Source organism: Arthrobacter sp. ZGTC412 (assembly GCF_002929215.1).
In the GTDB taxonomy this organism is placed as follows: domain Bacteria; phylum Actinomycetota; class Actinomycetes; order Actinomycetales; family Micrococcaceae; genus Arthrobacter.
In genome coordinates, this window is sequence record NZ_PJII01000013.1 from 75662 (window position 1) to 93381 (window position 17720).

The window sequence follows — 17720 nt, forward strand, 5'->3', positions numbered from 1 at the left end:
AAGGTTAGTGCCGCGCTACCGCCCAAGCTAAAGAGCTGCGCGAAGTAAGGACTTGTGGAAATCCCCCATAATCGTTTCATCTATTAGCGACTTCGAATAAAACGTGCCGGCACTCCCGCGTAAACGCCACTATCAGCCAAGTCCTTCGTAACCACAGCAGCAGAACCTACAATAACATTACTACCTATTTTCGTCCCTGGCTGAATGACGCAACGGGTGCCGACCCAAGTGTTCGCACCAACTATCACCTCTCCAAAAAACATTCCTTGACCGTGGACGGGCGAGTCCAGCTCCTCAGAGACGTGGGTAGAAGTCAGGATGATGGACTCAAAGCCAATCAGCGCACCTCGCTCTAAAGTAAGGCCGCCTCTGGCATCCAAGACGGTGTCCCTCGCGATAGATACTTGATCCTGTATTTTCAGACGCGAGGGTCCCACGACCCTAACTCCCTGTGCCAGTACGACATCAAGCCCAATTTCAGCTCCAGCCACTCGGAGCAGACTAATGCGCAGCAGTTGCGAACCTCGACCAGGCAGATGTCTAAGGAGGCGTTCGTCCACGAGATTCAAGAGTCGGCGCGACGTCTTTCTAAGCATTGTTCGCTTCCTGGATAACGAGGCTGGCTAGGAATTGAGAATTCTTCCGATTATCGAACTTAGACACAGCCCATTCCGCTTGAAGTTGTCGAATCTCTTGTCGAAGATTCTCATCCTGCAGTTTGCGCAGACGTGCTCTCCAAACAGCAACATTTTCGCGATCGATCTTGGGCACCACCAGAAGATTGCGATTCTCGGGATGAATCGCCTCTATGCAGCCGCCCACGTCACAAACCAGGGGCACGATTCCCATATGGCTGGCCTCAACTAGAACCATGGGGAGCCCTTCGGATTTCGAGGTCATGACCAGCACATCCAGCCCGGAATAGATCTCCTCTTGGGGTCTAAATCCAAGTAATTCAACGTCTTGCGAAATCTCTTCAACTTGCGGTCTGAGCGGCCCGTCTCCGTAGATCTTGGCAGTGACCCCCTCGAAGCCGTCCATGATTGAACAGAAAAGGGCCGGATCCTTCTCCGGTGAGAGTCGACCCACAAACCCCACTCTCAGTTGAGATCCCGAGGTGAATTCAATCTTGCTGAAGAGTTCTTGATGATTACTCAAAGACGGATATACCGTATCAATCTTTTTATTGCCAACTTCTGGAGATATGATCTTTCCAATATAGTCACTAACTGCCACTATCCGGTCGGCTCTGCGCGCCGCTCGTAGCCATAACTTTTTCCAGATATGACGCTTCAAGCCGTTGGTCTGATCCGCCACGGGATACGGTTGACCGAGTACGTATATCGTCCAGTTAACCCTGACAAACCGACGAACGAATAAGCCGAAAATAATGTCGGACTGCGAAATGGAAGTAACCACATTTGCGGAACCCTCGCGTTTTATCAATCGCGTCAGGTCCGTAAGAGCCCATATCAGTGACACACGATTCAATTTGATCTGCGGATTTGGGAATGAATCTTCTTCATCATGCCCGCGAAGAAGGCCAACACGAGGAACGAACTCCGAAATGGATTCTCTATAATTCTCCCACAGTTGATAAGCTCCGGCACCTTTGGTCGACGGCGATGACCAAACCAATAGAGAGGGAAGAGGGGCAGTGCTGTCGCTTTGTCTTGTCAAATCTTCACAATTCCCATTTGATTCACTAACCGAATAGCCAGAACAACGAACTGCAGCCAATATCCGGTGCAGACTCTTGAACAAGAACTTCATCGAAGCATCTCCGCAAATATCACACCATGCGCTGTGGATATTTCGGAATCGGACATTAGCCCAGGTGTCGCCACTGCCGCCTGCTGCAGCCTGCGCAGAAGTCCTCTGTCAGAAGCCAACATTTGAAGGGCTCCGGCCAAAGAATGTTGATTACGGGGTTCAAACAACAGCCCGTTCTCGGAATTCCTGACCCATTCAGCGGGGCCGCCCTCGTTGGAGGCAATGACTGCTCTGCCAGCGGCTAGATACTGTAAGACATTCTGCCCCAAGGGTTCGGGCCGCGTAGATGCCTGCACACAAACATCCCAACGAGGGATTAGAGCGGAGATCTCATCGACATGGCCTAAAAAGTGCACACGCTCTTGGAGACCCAAAGAGATGACCTCACTTTTAAGTGCCGCAAGGTAGTCTTCATGCCCGAACAAACATCCACCGGCAAAGAACAGCTGTTCATTGCCTTTGGGAAAAGCCAATGCGAATGCTTGGATTAGCAAAGACTGCCCCTTCCAAGGATCAATGCGCGCAACCATTCCAATCCGTAGCGGATTCACCTCCGAAACCTCCGGAGATATATCAACCCTAACTTTTCCTATGGAACTAGGAATAACTGTACTTCGAATTTGTCGACGTCCAAGCGCGTGTGTAGCGGTGGCGAGAGTAGATTTTGAGTTTCCAATTAGTCCATCGGCGCGCCTTAGAGCAACATGTCTAAATGCCAACAGTCCAACTCTTCCGAGGCTTTCTTTAGAAACATGGTCCCTTAGATGGAGCACCAGCTTCTTATTTGATCCCAAGCAGGCAATCGCCCCGTAAAGGCTTGATCTGGAGGTGTTCGCATGGATTACGTCAGCGCTTTTAAACGCCTGTGATCGTCGAACTGCCAAGGCTTGGCCAAGAATTTGCCCCGAAAAATCTAACAGGCCTCGCAATGCGGTCTTCGCTGAAACTCCCGGACGCTGAGTCGGGCCGAGCTTTTCCATTGCGATGTCATCGTGAAGACCATTGAATACACCAACGCTGTCCCCCGGTTGCTGAGGTAGAAGGACTATTGGGTCCCAACCGTCTGCCTCATTCACGAGTCGAACCAGGGCTAGCTCGGCACCCCCAGCTTCCACGCTATGGTCCAGGTGCAAAACTTTAGGCAGACTGCGTACTTCCGCCCTAGCCATACTCAGTTCATCCATTCGTAAACTCGCTGTCCGAAAATAGATTCATCAGACTCGCCAGCGCTCTTCACGACATCAGTCCAATTAAGATTCGCTGCCGTTGATACGGCTTCTTTAGGGGCCTCTGACCCAGGGTTATCTCTCCGCCCATCCGGGATGACCGGAGCGCTCGCATCATTCGTTGTTGCCATGCTGGCCCTTAACCCACTGCTTTATAGCAGTATGAAAAACTGATTTATCAAATTCCCAAGCGCGCAGTCGACAGTTCTCCGGATCGATGGCCTCGGCAGCAAAAATAGCTTCTCGCATGACTTCGTCATCGAAGGAGTCAACTAGAATTCCCGTGACTCCATCGACGACGGTTTCCGCTGCACCACCGATTGTCGAGGCAATTACTGGAGTCCCCGTTGCCATGGCTTCCACTGGCATGATGCCAAAGTCTTCAACAGGCGGAAAAATGTAGACTTTACACCTTCGGTAGAGTTCCCTCAACAAAATGTGTGATGGGCTTGGAACGAAAGTTACTAACCCTGGGTATTCCAGGCTCAGCCGTTCAAGTTCACCACGAAGCGGACCGCTTCCAGCGAGCACAACTTTGATGCCTGCAGCTGCTCCCGCACGGATGACGACGTCTAGGCGCTTATATGGAATGAAGCGCGACGCACCGAGAACGAATGACTCGGGTAGACCGTCAAGTATCGCTTGCTCTACGTCGGTGAATGACGCTACCTCAGACGAGTCGAAGGCTTCGACGTCGACAGGCGGGTAGATGACTTGACTCTCGCGCTGCCATGTGTGCTCGATACGTTGCCGAACAAACTCGCTGATCGAGGCGATTTCATCAGCTTCGGAGGCTCGATTTCTATCCAGCTTCCGTAAGGGCTTGGAAGCAAGCCGCGCGGCCATGGACTGCCCACGTTGGTCTATTTCGGGAGTCCATATGTAACGAGCGCTTGTATATGCATAAACAAACTTTTTTGCCCCACGCGCGGCGCCGCTGAAACGAGCGTGATGGGCGAACAGATGCGAACTGCAAAGAATCCACTCCGCATCGCTATCTCCCAGATGCCGCCATGTCTCCGGCATAAATGGCAGCGCTAAGCTTTTCTTATGCCTCAGTGGCGTCGAGGCCAACCATGTTTCAGACACTCGCCCCTGCAGGAAGCGCTCAGGGGCATCATTCCAGAGGCAGGTTATGGGCGCATCCGGGAAAATCCCGGCCAATTCTTGGACGACTTTCTCTGCGCCGCCGTGCGGTTCCAGCCATTCGTGGACTATCACGCCGCTCATCTATCGCCCCGTCTCTCTCTCAACCGGAGCCATTCGGGAACGTTCCCGGCTCATGTCATACTCCACCATGCGTTTGACGATATCGTCGAAGCTAACTGTGGGATGCCATCCCAACTCTCGTTGTGCCTTAGTGGCATCACCTCGCATCTCGACCGGATCCGCAGGACGGGCAAATCGCTCATCAAACTCAACGAGATTCTCCCACCTCTCGACCCCCGCGGCTTCAAACGCAAGGCGTACAAAGTCACCGACTGTGTGGGACTTCCCCGTAGCGATTACGAAATCATCGGCCCGCGAATGAAGCGCCATTTTTATCATGGCATCCACGTAGTCGGGAGCCCATCCCCAGTCCCTCCGCACTTCGGTGTTGCCCAAACGAAGCCGTTCGTCGAAACCGAGCGCTATACGGGCCACTTGCGAGGTAATTTTTCGGGTCACGAATGCAGGGGAGCGCAAGGGAGACTCGTGGTTGTACAGGATGGCCGATGACGCAAACATCCCCCTCTCGCGGTATACGCCCACCAGTTGGTGAGCGAACGCTTTCGAGGCACCGTAAGGCGAAACGGGCTGAATTCGGGAAGCCTCATGTTGAGGAACGTCAGTGGCGTGACCGAAAATTTCAGCACTAGAAGCTTGTATGAACTTGATGCCCTTGTCCGTGCGAGTGCTTCGCTGCCAGGCTGCCTCGAGCAACGACGACGCTCCCACGCCATTGATCGCAATCGTGGCTGCAGGTTCTTCCCACGACCTGGCTACAGAACTGATGCCGGCTAGATTGAATATCACATCAGGCTGTACTTCATCAAGTAGGGGCGGAACATTTCCGGGGACGGACAGGTCAACTGTGTGCAGCAGAGGGACCACCCTCTCTGAATCCGCCCTCATGGGCCTTGGAGAAATGGTGGCGTGAACAGTCCAATTGTCTTGGAGCAGACGCTCAGCGAGATATTGCCCGTCTTGACCCGCGAAACCTGTAACGAGTGCTATAGGCATATCAGCGGCCAGGCGTCGATTGCTCGCGAAGGTCATTTTCGACCATCATCTGGACAAGTTCCTGAAAGTTAACCTTGGGTTTCCATCCGAGGACTGCCCCCGCCTTAGCTGGATCTCCAATGAGGAGATCTACCTCTGCCGGTCGCATAAAGCGAGGATCCTGCCTGACATATGGAGTCCAATCACCAATATCAACAGCAGCAAATGCTTCGTCCAGTAGATCTCGGATCGAGTGTGTTTCACCAGTAGCAATAACGTAATCATCAGCTACGGGCTGCTGCAGCATTCTCCACATTGCATCGACATAGTCACCGGCAAATCCCCAGTCGCGTTTGGCGTCCAAGTTGCCCAGAACGATTTCCTGCTGCAGCCCCAGCTTGATCCGGGCCACGGCCTGGGTGACTTTTCGAGTTACAAATTCGGGTCCTCGGCGCGGCGACTCGTGATTGAACAAAATCCCACTGGAAGCGTGCATTCCGTAAGACTCACGGTAGTTAATTGTCATGTAGTGGCCAAAGACCTTTGCCACTCCGTAAGGCGAACGAGGCCAGAGAAGCGTTGTCTCACTCTGAGGCACATCTTGTACTTTCCCAAACATCTCGGAAGACGACGCCTGATAAAACCTTACTTTCTCAATTGACTCACCCGCATATTGCCGCGTCGCTTCCAGCATGTTGAGAACGCCCTTGCCCGTGATGTCAGATGTCAATGACGCGTTTTCCCAGGAGTACGCAACGTACGAAATAGCACCAAGGTTGTAGATTTCGTCAGGCTGAGCGGTTTTTAGAACACGAGTGAGCCCAGCGACGTCGGAAAGGTCTCCGGTCAGAATATTGACCTCAGGCGCAACGGTCTTGACCAAATCGAGCTTAGGGTTGTTTTGCCCACGGATGAGGCCAAATACCTCGTAGCCCTTTGAGATCAGAAGCTCCGACAGATAGAGACCGTCTTGTCCTGTAACGCCAGTGATGAGTGCCCTAGGCATTCTGCCCCCTGTTGAGATTGTTGACGGCCACGGATGCGCGCCGAGGACGTCGAGAATTTGATGAAAGCGTCAGTAGTCAGGGACCGGCCAGCAGCGCGTACACCCAGCGAAAGCCGGCAACCGATAGATACCGCGACGTCACACGCTGGCAGGTCGCCAGCGCCCTACCCCCGTGGCAATAGTAGCGGCTCCGTCGGCGGTAGCAGAAAAGACCTTCCGGCCGTCATACCGGGGAAACGAAGCCGCGACTGACCCAATCAGATGACTCATTCCAAGAGCGCTCCGTTCAGGTCACGTACGGATTTGTGGTCCAGATGTTCGTTATGATCGCTGTGGGGCAAGCACGTCCATAACAGTTTGGTTGCAAGAGATGGGGACAATTTGGGGGGCAGCACGAACTGGCGAGCACGCTACTCACGGCGATTAGCATTCATCGATGCCTTTGTAATTATGTGGGCGGTAGCGGGCGCCTACATCGTGAGGTTCGGTCTCGAAAGCGAACCGGGAGCCGAACGCGAGGACGCAGCGTACGCTCTAACCTCGGTGGCATTGGCAACGGCCTGGTGGTTGATGTTGGGCGCGTGGAGCAGCCGTGAAAGCCGCATACTAGGATCCGGCGCAGAAGAATACAAACGCGTTGCCGCCGCGTCTTTGTGGCTTTTTGGTTTCATCGCCATCATCTCTTATGTCCTCCGCATCGACACGGCGCGGGGATACGTGGGGGTGGCTCTTCCCGTCGGGCTAGTAGGCCTGTTGATTTCCCGTTGGCTTATTCGCCAGCACCTCACGCTTGAGCGAAACCGGGGACAGAGCATGTCAAGTCTGCTTCTACTCGGAGGCCCCAGCGCGATTGCCCATCTAGCTGCATCACTTGAACGCTCAACGCACGCTGGGTATCTTCCAGTGGCGGCCTACACACCAAGCAATGCACAGGACTTCTCACCTCTCCCAGTTGCAGGGCTCCCTGTTCTGGGTCACAGGCCTGATGCACAGTCCATTTTGACGGCAATAGGCCAGTGTGATGCAGACGCTGTAGCCGTCTCCGCTGGCGTCCAATTACATCCTCAGACCCTTCGCCATCTCGGTTGGGAGCTGGCGGCGCGTAACATTTCATTGATAATGGCCCCGGCCCTCACCGACATTGCTGGGCCTCGCATTCATACTCAGCAGGTGGCGGGCCTTCCGCTCATTCATGTAACCACACCTACGCTTGAGGGCGGCCAGCGAGTTGCAAAGCGACTGTCGGACGTGCTCTTGTCAGGCGTATTGATTTGCATAAGCTTTCCACTGATGTTGATCCTCGCAATCCTCATCAAGGTTGACAGCCCTGGGCCCATTCTCTTCAAACAAGGGCGAGTGGGTATTGAAGGCGCTCCCTTCAGAATGTTGAAGTTCAGGTCTATGGTGGTCGACGCCGAAGCTAGGCTGTCCCAGCTCGCCGACCTCAATGAGGGGAGCGGCGTCCTTTTCAAGATGAAAAGGGACCCACGAGTGACGCGATTAGGTCGGATGCTCAGGAAGTACAGCCTTGACGAGCTGCCTCAGCTGTTCAACGTCTTTGCAGGTTCAATGAGCCTAGTCGGCCCTCGACCGCCCCTCCCCAGCGAGGTCCAAGCATATGAATACGAAGTTCGTAGGCGCTTGTTGGTCAAACCAGGCTTGACAGGCCTGTGGCAGGTGAGCGGAAGATCGAATCTATCTTGGCAAGACTCGGTCCGGCTGGATTTGTACTACGTAGAAAACTGGTCGCTAGCGGGCGACCTCATCATCCTGTTGAGAACAGTCCGAGCCGTCTTCGGCGGTTCCGGTGCCTATTGAGGCCTATCTTTCTCTACACCTAATAATAATTGCCCTTTGGGGAAGGAATCTTTAATGCGCATTTCTGTCATTGGTTGTGGCTATCTAGGGGCGGTACACGCGGCCTGCATGGCGAAGCTAGGCCACGAGGTCGTTGGCATTGACGTGGACGCACGGAAAATCGAAGAACTATCAGCGGCACGTGCTCCGTTTTATGAGCCGGCTCTCGAGGATCTACTGAGGGAGGTCCAGGAAACGGGAAGGCTGTCGTTCACTACCGATTTAGCTGCTGCAGCAGGGAGCGCTGTGCACTTCATTTGTGTGGGCACGCCTCAGAAAAAGGGAGAAAACGGCGCTGATCTGACGTACGTGGACGCCGCCGCAACGGGACTCCTTCCTTACCTCTCCCCAGGCGACGTCGTGGTAGGAAAATCGACGGTTCCGGTGGGAACGGCTTCTCGTTTGGCGGATCTTCTTCATGCCGAGCAACCTGAGGCGCACTTAGTTTGGAATCCGGAATTCCTTCGCGAGGGCCACGCAGTTGCGGATACGCTCCACCCCGACCGATTCGTGTATGGAGTTTTTGGCGGCTCGGAAGACCATCCTGCAGTTGCCGTCCTGGACGCCGTATACTCGGCTCCGCTCGCATCAGGCACTCCCCGTCTCGTGACCGACCATCCAACCGCCGAGCTCGTCAAGGCGGCCGCAAATTCCTTCCTCGCCACAAAGATTTCATTCATCAACGCCATGGCTGAAGTTTGCGAAGCAGCAGGAGCCGACGTAACGCAACTCGCTGACGCCATAGGCATGGATGATCGGATCGGCCGGAAATTCCTCAATGCGGGGATCGGCTTCGGCGGAGGCTGCCTTCCCAAGGACATCCGTGCCTTCATGGCGCGAGCTGGAGAGCTAGGCGCTGATCAAGCGCTAACCTTCCTCCGCGAGGTCGATGCTATCAACATGCGTCGCAGAACTCGTGTGGTTGAGCTTGCCCGTGATTTGTGCGAAGGGTCCCTACTGGGGAAACGAGTCACGGTCCTCGGCGCCGCATTCAAGCCAGAAAGCGACGACGTTCGCGATTCGCCCGCCCTCAGCATCGCGGCACAACTGCAGTTGCAGGGCGCCGTGGTTACCGTTACAGACCCGAAGGCTTTGGCGAATGCGGCGCGAAGATTTCCTGAACTCCACTACGAAGAAGACACTTCCTCCGCGGTCGAGATGGCGGACGCTTTACTTTTGCTTACCGAGTGGCAGGAGTACCGAGACCTAGACCCTTACGAGTTGGTGGGGTCAGTTGCCTCTCCCCGGATCCTCGACGGCCGCAACGTTTTGGACGCTGCCAAGTGGCGGGCTGCTGGCTGGAACTACCGCGGGCTGGGTCGACCCTGACAATGAATGTACCTCAGGACACCTTGGCCGATGATGCGTCTTCTAGGACGCCGCAGCCTTCAACTTCTGCCCGGCAGCGTACCCGCCGACGGCGCATAGTCGCCCTGGCCTGGTGTGGCGGCATGTCCCTAGTTGTTCTGGCCGGGGGCGCTTGGCTGGGAGTCAAAGCGTCAGAGATTAACTCGGAACTCACCTCTATGACCCGCTTGGTTCCCTCACTTAAAGAGGCGATCGCTTCTAACAATGCTGAAGAGGCTACGGCCAGAGTTAACCAACTTCGCACACACGCGGCTGCCGCGAAACAGGCAGCCGGCGACCCCTTATGGACCTTGGCGTCAAACTTGCCCGGACTCGGGCCCAATTTTAGCGCTGTATCTGAGGTCGCACGCTCAGCGGACGATGTGACTACACTAGGTCTTGCGCCGCTCGTGAAGGTTTACGGCTCCCTCAATTGGGAATCACTTCTCCCCAGTAGCTCCGGTACCGATTTATCACCGCTCGAAGCAGCCTCTCCAAGCATTTCTGCTTCCGCACAGGCCGTTCGACTTTCGGCCGAAAGGCTAAGTCAGATTGATACCACGAAGCTAGTCACTCAAGTGGCCGGCCCGCTGACTAGTGCTAGAGACCAACTGAAAGACATTACGGGGGCCCTAGATATAGCCGCCAACGTCTCAAACATCACGCCCAGCATGCTCGGTGCGGAAGCACCACGCGATTATCTCCTTATCATTCAAAACAATGCGGAAGCCCGATCTTCCGGCGGGATACCTGGGGCTCTCGCCGTTCTCAACGTCGACAAAGGCAAACTGACACTAGGGTCTCAGAGCAGCGCTGGGGCCCTCGGCGTCATGTCGCCGAGTGTCCCAATAGATCCCGAGCAGCAACAGATTTACTCTCACCGCGTGGGCAAGTTCATGCAGGACGTAAACCTGACGCCCGACTTTCCAACGACAGCGAGCACCGCGCAGGCTATGTGGGAAAGGAAGTTCGGGCAGCGTGTAGATGGCGTTGTTTCCATCGACCCCGTGGCATTGGGCTATATCTTAGAAGCCACCGGTCCCGTTCGGATCACAAACCCCGACCTTGTGTCGGCGGCAGCGGCGCGCTTACCGACGGAGCTGAACGGCAAGAACGTGGTCCAAACTCTATTATCAGACGTGTATGCACAAATTGAAGAGCCCCGACTTCAAGATGCCTATTTTGCCGGGGTGGCTCAAGAAATTTTTGCAGCACTTTCAGACGGAAGGGGCAATGCCAAGGGCTTGATCGAAGGGATCACGCGTGGCACTGCCGAGGGCCGTGTCCTCGTTTGGTCGGGCTTCGAGGCAGAACAGTCGGTAATACGTAAATATGCCTTAAGCGGATCCGTATCTGGACCGAGCGTGGCCCCCGCGCAATTCGGCGTCTACTTCAACGACGGCACCGGGGCGAAGATGGACTATTACGTCAAGCGGACCGTGCAACTCGTGAAGGAATGTCCAAAGGATGGCTACGAACGGACAACCGTCCGGGTATCTAGCACAAACACCGCCCCGAAGGATGCTGCTTCATCGTTACCGGCTTATGTGACTGGGGGCGGCGTTTTTGGAGTGCCCGCAGGGTCAGTTCAAAGCAACATCGTGGTCTACGGTCCTGTTCAAGCGAACGTAGAGTCTGCCGAGGTCGACGGTCAGAGCACTAACTTTGCTTCTTTCGGGCATAGCAACCGGCCTGTCGGTACTCTCGCCCTCAGGCTTGCCCCAGGAGAGAGCAGTACGATCGATTTCACTTTCTCTAAAATTGTGCAACACACGGAACCTAACGCCGTTGTCACGCCTACTGTTCAAGATGTCAAAGATGTGATTCTGCCGACAGCAACGTCTTCTTGCGATCAGTAGTCAAAGACGCCGCGTTAACAGTAAGTAAACCGTGTGGAAGCACGTTGCTCGCCACTCGACGGGGATGGTAATCTTTTCTTGGGATATCTATCCGGGATTACCGTACAGGTCTCGTGCGGAGAGGAAATCTCCTCAATTCGGGTACACCAAAACACAACGTCTCCGGGGGGACACTAATGAAAAAAACGCTTGCAGCACTCGCCATCGCAGGATCACTCGCTTTCGTCGGCACCGCGCCGGCACTGGCCACTTACCCGGCTCCGGCGCCAGTCCCGCCGCAGGCAGCAGTCTCAGACAACGAAGTTGGCCCCGGTGAGCAGTTCGTCTTCCGCGGCCGTGGTCCCTTTGCTGGTGAATCCCTTACAATCCGGGTAACGCCCGGCACCCCGCCTGCAGCCTCTGGTGCCGGTGTAGGTAACCGTGCAGTGGGTTCCAGGATCAACGTGTTTGTAGAGGCACAGACCCTTTCCAGTCAGGCAGACGCACAGGGTAACTTCTCTGTCCCGATCACCCTCCAAGAAGCCGGCACATACCTCATCACTGCTACGGGCAACACCACCGGTGCAACCGTTGGTCCCGTGACGGTCGTTGTGGATCCGAGGTTCGCCAGCACCCTTTCCAACACTTCCGGTGGTGCTGCACTCGCAAACACCGGAGCTGGACTAGCCAACACCGGCGCCGATTCGGGCCTGATTCTCTGGACCCTGGTTGGAGCCGGCGCGCTGGCCGCTGGCGCAACATCCGTAGTAGTAGTTCGCCGCCGCGCCAAGGCAGAGGTTGCTGCCTAGCAGCACCCCTACGAGCACCAACGAAGGTGGGTGGTTCTCCGGCAACGGGGAACCACCCATTTTCTGCATTTAAGGTTTCGACAACCTCAACTCCTCGCACTCCTAGCGGCTGCTGAACCCGGCATGGCAGTAATCGCCCTGCTGAAGACCTCCTAAGGCAAACTTGAGACACCTTGACAATCGCAGGCCCTGGCAGCTCACGCTCGCGGTCTTGCTGGTTCCGCTGGCCTTTGTTGCCTTTTGGCCCAGTCCCATGGACCAGCCCGTTCAAAATCAGCTAGCAAGCGTGCTGCAATTCCTTCATCGGCGGGGAATTCCGGGCTGGTTCAATTACCAATTTGTCGAGGCCTCAGGTAACGTTGCCCTCTTTATTCCGCTTGGATTCATAAGCTCACTTGCTTTCCGTGAGAAGCAGTGGTGGCGGATTGGCGCATTTGGTTTGTTGATTTCGGGGTGCATGGAGCTGGGCCAGCTCCTCTTTCTTCACAGCCGGTTTGCCAGCCCGTTAGACCTCGTCACAAACTGTTTCGGCACCGTCCTCGGGGCCCTCCTCGCCACTGCAGCATTAACAAAAATAGAGGCCCACCACCTTTCGGCAGCGGACCTCTGACGAGTCGAAAAGCGCCCTAGTTGACGAAGCCCTTCATCCAGGTCTTCAGATCCTCGCCGAACTCTACGCGCTCGGACGCCAGGGTAATGACGGCCTTGAGATAGCTCAGCTTGTCGCCAGTGTCGAACCGACGGCCCTTGAAGACCACGCCGTACACGCCGGAGCCTTCGCCCTTGCCGGCCGCAAGAGTTTGCAGTGCATCCGTCAGCTGGATCTCGTTGCCGCGGCCGGGCCCGGTGTTCTCCAAGACGCCGAACACGGACGGGTGCAACACGTACCGGCCGATGACGGCTAGGTTGGAGGGAGCCTCAGCCACGGCCGGCTTCTCCACCAGGCTGTTGACGCGGACGTAGTCCTCGCCGTCCACCGCGGTGATGTCCGCACAGCCGTAAGCACTGATCTGGGACGGGTCCACCTCGATCAGGGCAATGACGGAACCGCCGGTCTTCTGCTGCACCTCCATCATGATGCTCAACAGATCCTCGTCCTCATCAATGAGGTCATCGCCCAGCAGCACAGCGAACGGCTCATTGCCCACGTGCTGGCTGGCGCACAGCACCGCGTGGCCTAGGCCCTTGGCCTCGCCCTGGCGGACGTAGTGGATGGGGCCCAGCTCCGACGCGTAATGCACGGACTCCAGGCGGTCTGTGTCGCCCTTCAGCTCAAGCGCACGCTCCAGGCCCGGCTCGCGGTCAAAGTGGTCCTCGAGGGAGCGCTTGTTCCGTCCTGTGATCATCAGCAAGTCGGTGAGGCCGGACTTCACGGCTTCCTCAACGACGTACTGGATGGCCGGCCGATCCACCACCGGTAACATCTCCTTCGGCATTGCCTTGGTGGCGGGCAGGAAGCGAGTTCCCAATCCGGCAGCAGGAATGACGGCTTTGGTTATAGCTTTCCCCATAGTCATAGCTGAACCTTACAAATCAGCGGGAGCTAAAGGCAATTTACGGCGGTCTTCTGTGTTGCTCCCAGGCGCAACCCGGCCCCCTCTTCAACCACCGGGGTGCCTCAAATCCCGCAGGATGCGCGGTACTGCGCGGAGAAACCGGGCCCACCTGTCCCGGTGCTGCAGAAGTCGTCCTAATAAGGACATGTCAGCGTAGATGTTCCCGCTCAGGAAGACTTCAGGTCGAGGGAAGACCGCACGCCACAGCATCTTTGGTTTGTCATGCCAGGGGGCCTGGACAATAGCAATGAGCCGGGCGCTTCCCGGTTCCCTGGCCATTACTCGATTCCGCCATTCGGCAGAAGGCTGCGGCCACCCCAGCTCAGTGGTCTCGGGAAGGAGGTCCTCGAGGAACGGGCGCAAGGCCGCCAGAGAACCGGTGGCCGTGGCGATTTCCAGAATGGCTGGCGCGTGCGATTGCCGTTCGGTGAAACCGGCCAAGAAGTCGAGCTCCTGCCGGCAAGCAGGCAACTGGGGCGACCGGAGGGCGTGCAGTGCCAAGACCAGGATTCCCAGCGCCGGTGACGGGACCCGCACCTCTTGTCCTGCAAGCTCCAGATAATCGGTGTTCGCCCACATAACCTCAAAGCAGTCAGCGGCCGGACTTTCCATCCCTGGGAAGCGGAAGTGGACATCGATGCAACAAGGCCATTCAGGGTGGTCGAGGGTAACCGAGTGCTTTGGAAATGTCGTGGCATCCGGATCTACAGGACGTTCACGCCAGCCCCGCCCCCTCAGGCCTTGTAACATCTGTTCAAGGCTGGATGGTGACACGAAGACGTCGATGTCAACGGAGGTCTTGGGCTGACGAAGGCCCTGCATCACACTCGCAGGTCCCTTGATGAAGAAGGCCCGGAGTCCCAGACCATCCGCCACCCGCGCGGCCATAGCGTGACCCAGGAGCACGCCCTCGGCAATGCTGAGCTGCGTTTCACCGCCAGTGTCCCTCGCCGGCATTACCTAGTCCTTGGCCCTGCGGCCGCCGGGCACCGCTTCGAGGGCGCCTTCGACTTCGGTGCCCCGCCGCGCGCCAGCGCCCGGTACTTCTGCCACGGGCGTCGGACCGGGCGCGGAGGTATACGTTCCGTAGTAGGAGTAGGCGTCTGTTCCCCGGGTTGGCAGGTAGTTGAGAACCGCGCCCAGGATTCGGCCCTTGACCTTCTCCAGGTTCCCCAGGGACTGTGAGAGCTGTTCCTGAGTAGTTTTGCCCGTCCGGATCACCACGATGGCGCCGTCAGCCACGCGGGAGAGGACGGCTGCGTCAGTCACCGGCAGCAGCGGCGGGGCGTCAATCAGGACGATTGCATCCTCGGCCAAGGCATTCAGCATGTTCTTCATGGCCCGGGACCCCAGGAGCTCGCTGGGGTTCGGCGGGATGCGGCCTGAACCAAGGATTGCGAGATTCGGCAGGGCACCCCAAGGCTGGAGGACATCCGCCAACTCAGCGGTGCCGGTGAGGACATCGGTAACCCCCACTCCCGGAACGAGATTGAAAACATCCACCAAAGTTGGCCGGCGGAGGTCGCCGTCGACCACCACGACGTTTTCGCCGGCAGCTGCCATCGTGACCGCCAGGTTAGCCGTGACAGTGGATTTACCTTCTGACTGGACGGAGCTGGTCACCACGATGATCCGCGGCGGCTGATCCACATCGAGGAAGCTGAGGTTGGTGCGCAGTTCCCGGAGGGCTTCGGCCATCGCTCCGCCGGCGTCGTGAACTTGTGATGCGGGGCCAGAGTCCAAGACGGTGCTCTTCTCGTCCAGACGATGGTCCAACGGAAGAGTGCCGATCACGGGGACACCAAAGAGCCGTTCGATTTCGGCGGCCTTGCGGAGGCGCCGGTCGAGGTGACGGCGGACCACCGCGTAGGCCAGACCGAGGGCGAGGCCGACGAGTGCGCCCAACGCCAGGTTGAGCTTGGTGTTAGGTGAAGTGGGGCTGGTGGGAACGACAGCCTTGCCCAGCGGAAGCACACGGACAGCCGTAGCCGTGGCATTTGCCGGCGAATTGGTGCCGGGCGTCGCCGCCGTACCGGACTCCGCAATTGTCTCGGCGGGAGGAACCGTTTCGATCGCTTCCACCTGGGCGGCGAGGCCGTTGACCCAGGCGTCGGCCACGCGCTGCGCAGTGGCAGGGTCGGTCGATAGGGCGGTCACCCGAATCTCGGCGGTGTCCAGCGGGACCTTCACACTGATGGTGCCGAGCAGGGCGTCCGCAGTGGTGTTCAGCTCCAGGGCGGCAATGACCCGGTCGGCCACGAGCCGAGACTTTGCCACAGACTCGTAGTTTTTGACCTTGGCCTTGGCCAGGCTGTCTCCGGCCAGAGACAGGCTTACATTGTCGGACCCCGGCGTGACCACGATACCGCTGGAATCAGAGGAGTAAATTTTGGGCTGGAGGACGGTCCAACCGCCCGCCGTTACGGTGCCCAACAGGGTGAAAGCGACAATGGCCTTCCAGTAGACGCGAAGTACCCTCAGGTAGTCCGTCAGGTCCATTCCGGCAGGTGTTTCCGCGGGCGGCGTCGCTGTTGTGCTCATGGTGGTTCCTTCCACTCAAATTCTCTGTTTCCTGTCCCGGCGTTCATGACCGGGGTGTTGCTTCGAGTGGTCCCCCACGCGGTTTGCGGCTACGTGCGGCCCTGGTCCAGGACCGATTTCGCGATCAGCTGTTCTGCGGCTGCGGCGACGGCGTCCCGGTAGCCTTCCGGCCTGCCGTGCATGTTGCCGACTTCTTCTGCGAGCTGGTCCAGCCTGACTGGGTTGGCGGATGCTTCCCAGATGGCCGGGCCGATCCCGCTGACCCGCACAATCTCGTTGTCCAGCATCACTAGCAGGTCACCGCCGATGGCCACAGCGTCCTTTGGTATTGCGCGCCGAACGCAGCCGTTCGGAATGTGCCCGGATTGAGTACCGGCTACTACGCGAGGTTCCCATTCCGACTGCGTTCCTGGCTGCGTCCGGAACATAGGTTTCAAGGCTGCGGGCAGATCAGCGGCTTCCGAATAGGTCACCTGCCAGACTCCCCCAACGCTGTCGATCAGGCGGCAAAGCGATTGCAATGGCTCCTCAATCTCGCCCTGCGAGGACGAGTCTGGGATCAGCGAAAGCACAGCATCGGCTAGCGGGACTCTCTGCAGCACCGGGGTCACCGGACGGTCACTGCGGACCCGGTCCAACAACACGATGGACTGGATGAAGGGGTTGACGGGGGCTGGCTCAAGTCCGAACTCGTCCGGTCCCACCTGTCGTTTGGGTATGCCGGACCCTTGCTTCACGGACAGCGGTTTGGGGTAGGGAATTACAGAACCGTCCGGGCCAATGGCCACGGTTTCGTCCGTGACATACCCATACGTTCTTGCGAGTACCGAAGCCGCAGTTGTCTTGCCCGTTCCCGACTTGGCCACGAGCGCCACCACCGCCCCTGTGACGGGATCCGCCACTCCACAGGCGTGGAGCATCATGAGTTCACCGGCGTTGGCCAAGATGGCGGCCACCGTCAGCCTGGAAGTGAGGTTCTCAGCCAACTCCTCGAAGGTGGCAGCCTGCAGGGTGAAAGTGCGGACGTCCTTTGCCCTCGGCTGATGAGTGACCGACGCCGAAAACGGCTCTCCATCCGTCGGCTCCATCGGCAGCGGCGGACTTAGGGGCCCGCGGCTGCTTGCGCACCGTGCCCAAGCCCAGCGCATTGCATCCCGCTGCTCCCGGGTGACTTCGCGACCCCAACGAACGGCGAACTCCACGCCCAAGACCTCGACGCCCAGCAGATCCCCGTCGCCGAGCATTGCTTCCAGTGCCAGCGAATGAAGCGCCGTGTGTATATTCCCGCCGCTCATGAATCCCCCCGGATCTGGCGCTAGTGGTGTGAAGTTGCTAGTTCGTTGTTCTGGCCGGCTCTATCAGTCGCTGTGCTTCCAGGCTGATCAGAAAGGACTCAACCTGCGCGCCGAGGCGCCCGGCAGCATCCTCGAAGGAAGCTTCCAGTTCGGCGATGACCCCTGCCTGCGCGCGACGGCCGTCTATAAGATCCCAAATGGCAGCCGCAGTTCCTTCGAGGACCACGGGCCGGGCTGCATCCAAGTGGAGCAGCGCCACCCGGCTCCCGC

The 17720-nt window shown here is 57.6% G+C and carries 16 protein-coding genes; 5 read left to right on the forward strand and 11 right to left on the reverse strand.

Annotation, left to right across the window (positions count from 1 at the left end; all coding sequences use genetic code 11):
• Nucleotides 1-83: 83 nt before the first annotated feature.
• The 6 genes from CXQ88_RS22695 to CXQ88_RS14750 all read right to left on the reverse strand — a co-directional run bounded on the left by CXQ88_RS22695 (nt 84) and on the right by CXQ88_RS14750 (nt 6207).
• Complete coding sequence (locus CXQ88_RS22695; RefSeq protein WP_104044893.1) at nt 84-596, reverse strand: acyltransferase; 513 nt, start codon at nt 594-596, stop codon at nt 84-86.
• Nucleotides 589-1773, reverse strand: a complete 1185-nt coding sequence (locus CXQ88_RS14730) for a glycosyltransferase (protein ID WP_104044894.1) — start codon at nt 1771-1773, stop codon at nt 589-591. The genes CXQ88_RS22695 and CXQ88_RS14730 overlap by 8 nt, the downstream gene beginning before the upstream one ends.
• On the reverse strand, nt 1770-2957 hold the full coding sequence (locus CXQ88_RS14735) for a glycosyltransferase family 4 protein (RefSeq protein ID WP_104044895.1): 1188 nt from the start codon (nt 2955-2957) through the stop codon (nt 1770-1772). Before CXQ88_RS14735 ends, CXQ88_RS14730 begins: the two co-directional genes overlap by 4 nt.
• Nucleotides 2958-3113: 156 nt before the next feature.
• Nucleotides 3114-4229, reverse strand: a complete 1116-nt coding sequence (locus CXQ88_RS14740; protein WP_104044896.1) for a glycosyltransferase — start codon at nt 4227-4229, stop codon at nt 3114-3116.
• Nucleotides 4230-5258 (reverse strand): GDP-mannose 4,6-dehydratase, encoded by a 1029-nt coding sequence (locus CXQ88_RS14745; RefSeq protein WP_258061893.1) that lies wholly within the window; start codon nt 5256-5258, stop codon nt 4230-4232.
• Nucleotides 5224-6207, reverse strand: a complete 984-nt coding sequence (locus tag CXQ88_RS14750) for a GDP-mannose 4,6-dehydratase (protein ID WP_104044897.1) — start codon at nt 6205-6207, stop codon at nt 5224-5226. The genes CXQ88_RS14745 and CXQ88_RS14750 overlap by 35 nt, the downstream gene beginning before the upstream one ends.
• A gap of 432 nt (nt 6208-6639) precedes the next feature.
• Between CXQ88_RS14750 and CXQ88_RS14755 the strand changes: the two genes are divergently transcribed.
• The 5 genes from CXQ88_RS14755 to CXQ88_RS14775 all read left to right on the forward strand — a co-directional run bounded on the left by CXQ88_RS14755 (nt 6640) and on the right by CXQ88_RS14775 (nt 12668).
• Nucleotides 6640-8025, forward strand: coding sequence for a sugar transferase (locus CXQ88_RS14755; RefSeq protein WP_258061904.1), 1386 nt, complete (start codon nt 6640-6642; stop codon nt 8023-8025).
• Between the two features lie 54 nt (nt 8026-8079).
• A complete protein-coding gene (locus CXQ88_RS14760; RefSeq protein ID WP_104044899.1) occupies nt 8080-9393 on the forward strand; it encodes a UDP-glucose dehydrogenase family protein in 1314 nt (437 codons plus the stop codon).
• 689 nt (nt 9394-10082) lie between these two features.
• Complete coding sequence (locus CXQ88_RS14765) at nt 10083-11270, forward strand: DUF4012 domain-containing protein (RefSeq protein WP_258061905.1); 1188 nt, start codon at nt 10083-10085, stop codon at nt 11268-11270.
• A gap of 176 nt (nt 11271-11446) precedes the next feature.
• On the forward strand, nt 11447-12058 hold the full coding sequence (locus tag CXQ88_RS14770; protein ID WP_104044901.1) for an LPXTG cell wall anchor domain-containing protein: 612 nt from the start codon (nt 11447-11449) through the stop codon (nt 12056-12058).
• A gap of 211 nt (nt 12059-12269) precedes the next feature.
• Complete coding sequence (locus CXQ88_RS14775) at nt 12270-12668, forward strand: VanZ family protein (protein WP_104044942.1); 399 nt, start codon at nt 12270-12272, stop codon at nt 12666-12668.
• Between the two features lie 16 nt (nt 12669-12684).
• Here CXQ88_RS14775 and galU read toward each other — a convergent pair whose 3' ends face one another.
• From galU to CXQ88_RS14800, 5 genes are all read right to left on the reverse strand, one after another.
• Nucleotides 12685-13575 (reverse strand): UTP--glucose-1-phosphate uridylyltransferase GalU, encoded by an 891-nt coding sequence (gene galU, locus CXQ88_RS14780; protein WP_104044902.1) that lies wholly within the window; start codon nt 13573-13575, stop codon nt 12685-12687.
• 84 nt (nt 13576-13659) lie between these two features.
• Nucleotides 13660-14571, reverse strand: coding sequence for a nucleotidyltransferase family protein (locus CXQ88_RS14785; protein ID WP_104044903.1), 912 nt, complete (start codon nt 14569-14571; stop codon nt 13660-13662).
• Nucleotides 14572-14574: 3 nt separating this feature from the next.
• Entirely contained in the window at nt 14575-16155 is a 1581-nt protein-coding gene (locus CXQ88_RS14790) for a polysaccharide biosynthesis tyrosine autokinase (protein ID WP_104044904.1), read from the reverse strand.
• 89 nt (nt 16156-16244) lie between these two features.
• A complete protein-coding gene (locus tag CXQ88_RS14795; RefSeq protein ID WP_258061895.1) occupies nt 16245-17450 on the reverse strand; it encodes a hypothetical protein in 1206 nt (401 codons plus the stop codon).
• Nucleotides 17451-17487: 37 nt separating this feature from the next.
• Complete coding sequence (locus tag CXQ88_RS14800) at nt 17488-17709, reverse strand: PqqD family protein (RefSeq protein ID WP_258061896.1); 222 nt, start codon at nt 17707-17709, stop codon at nt 17488-17490.
• Between the last annotated feature and the right edge of the window lie 11 nt (nt 17710-17720).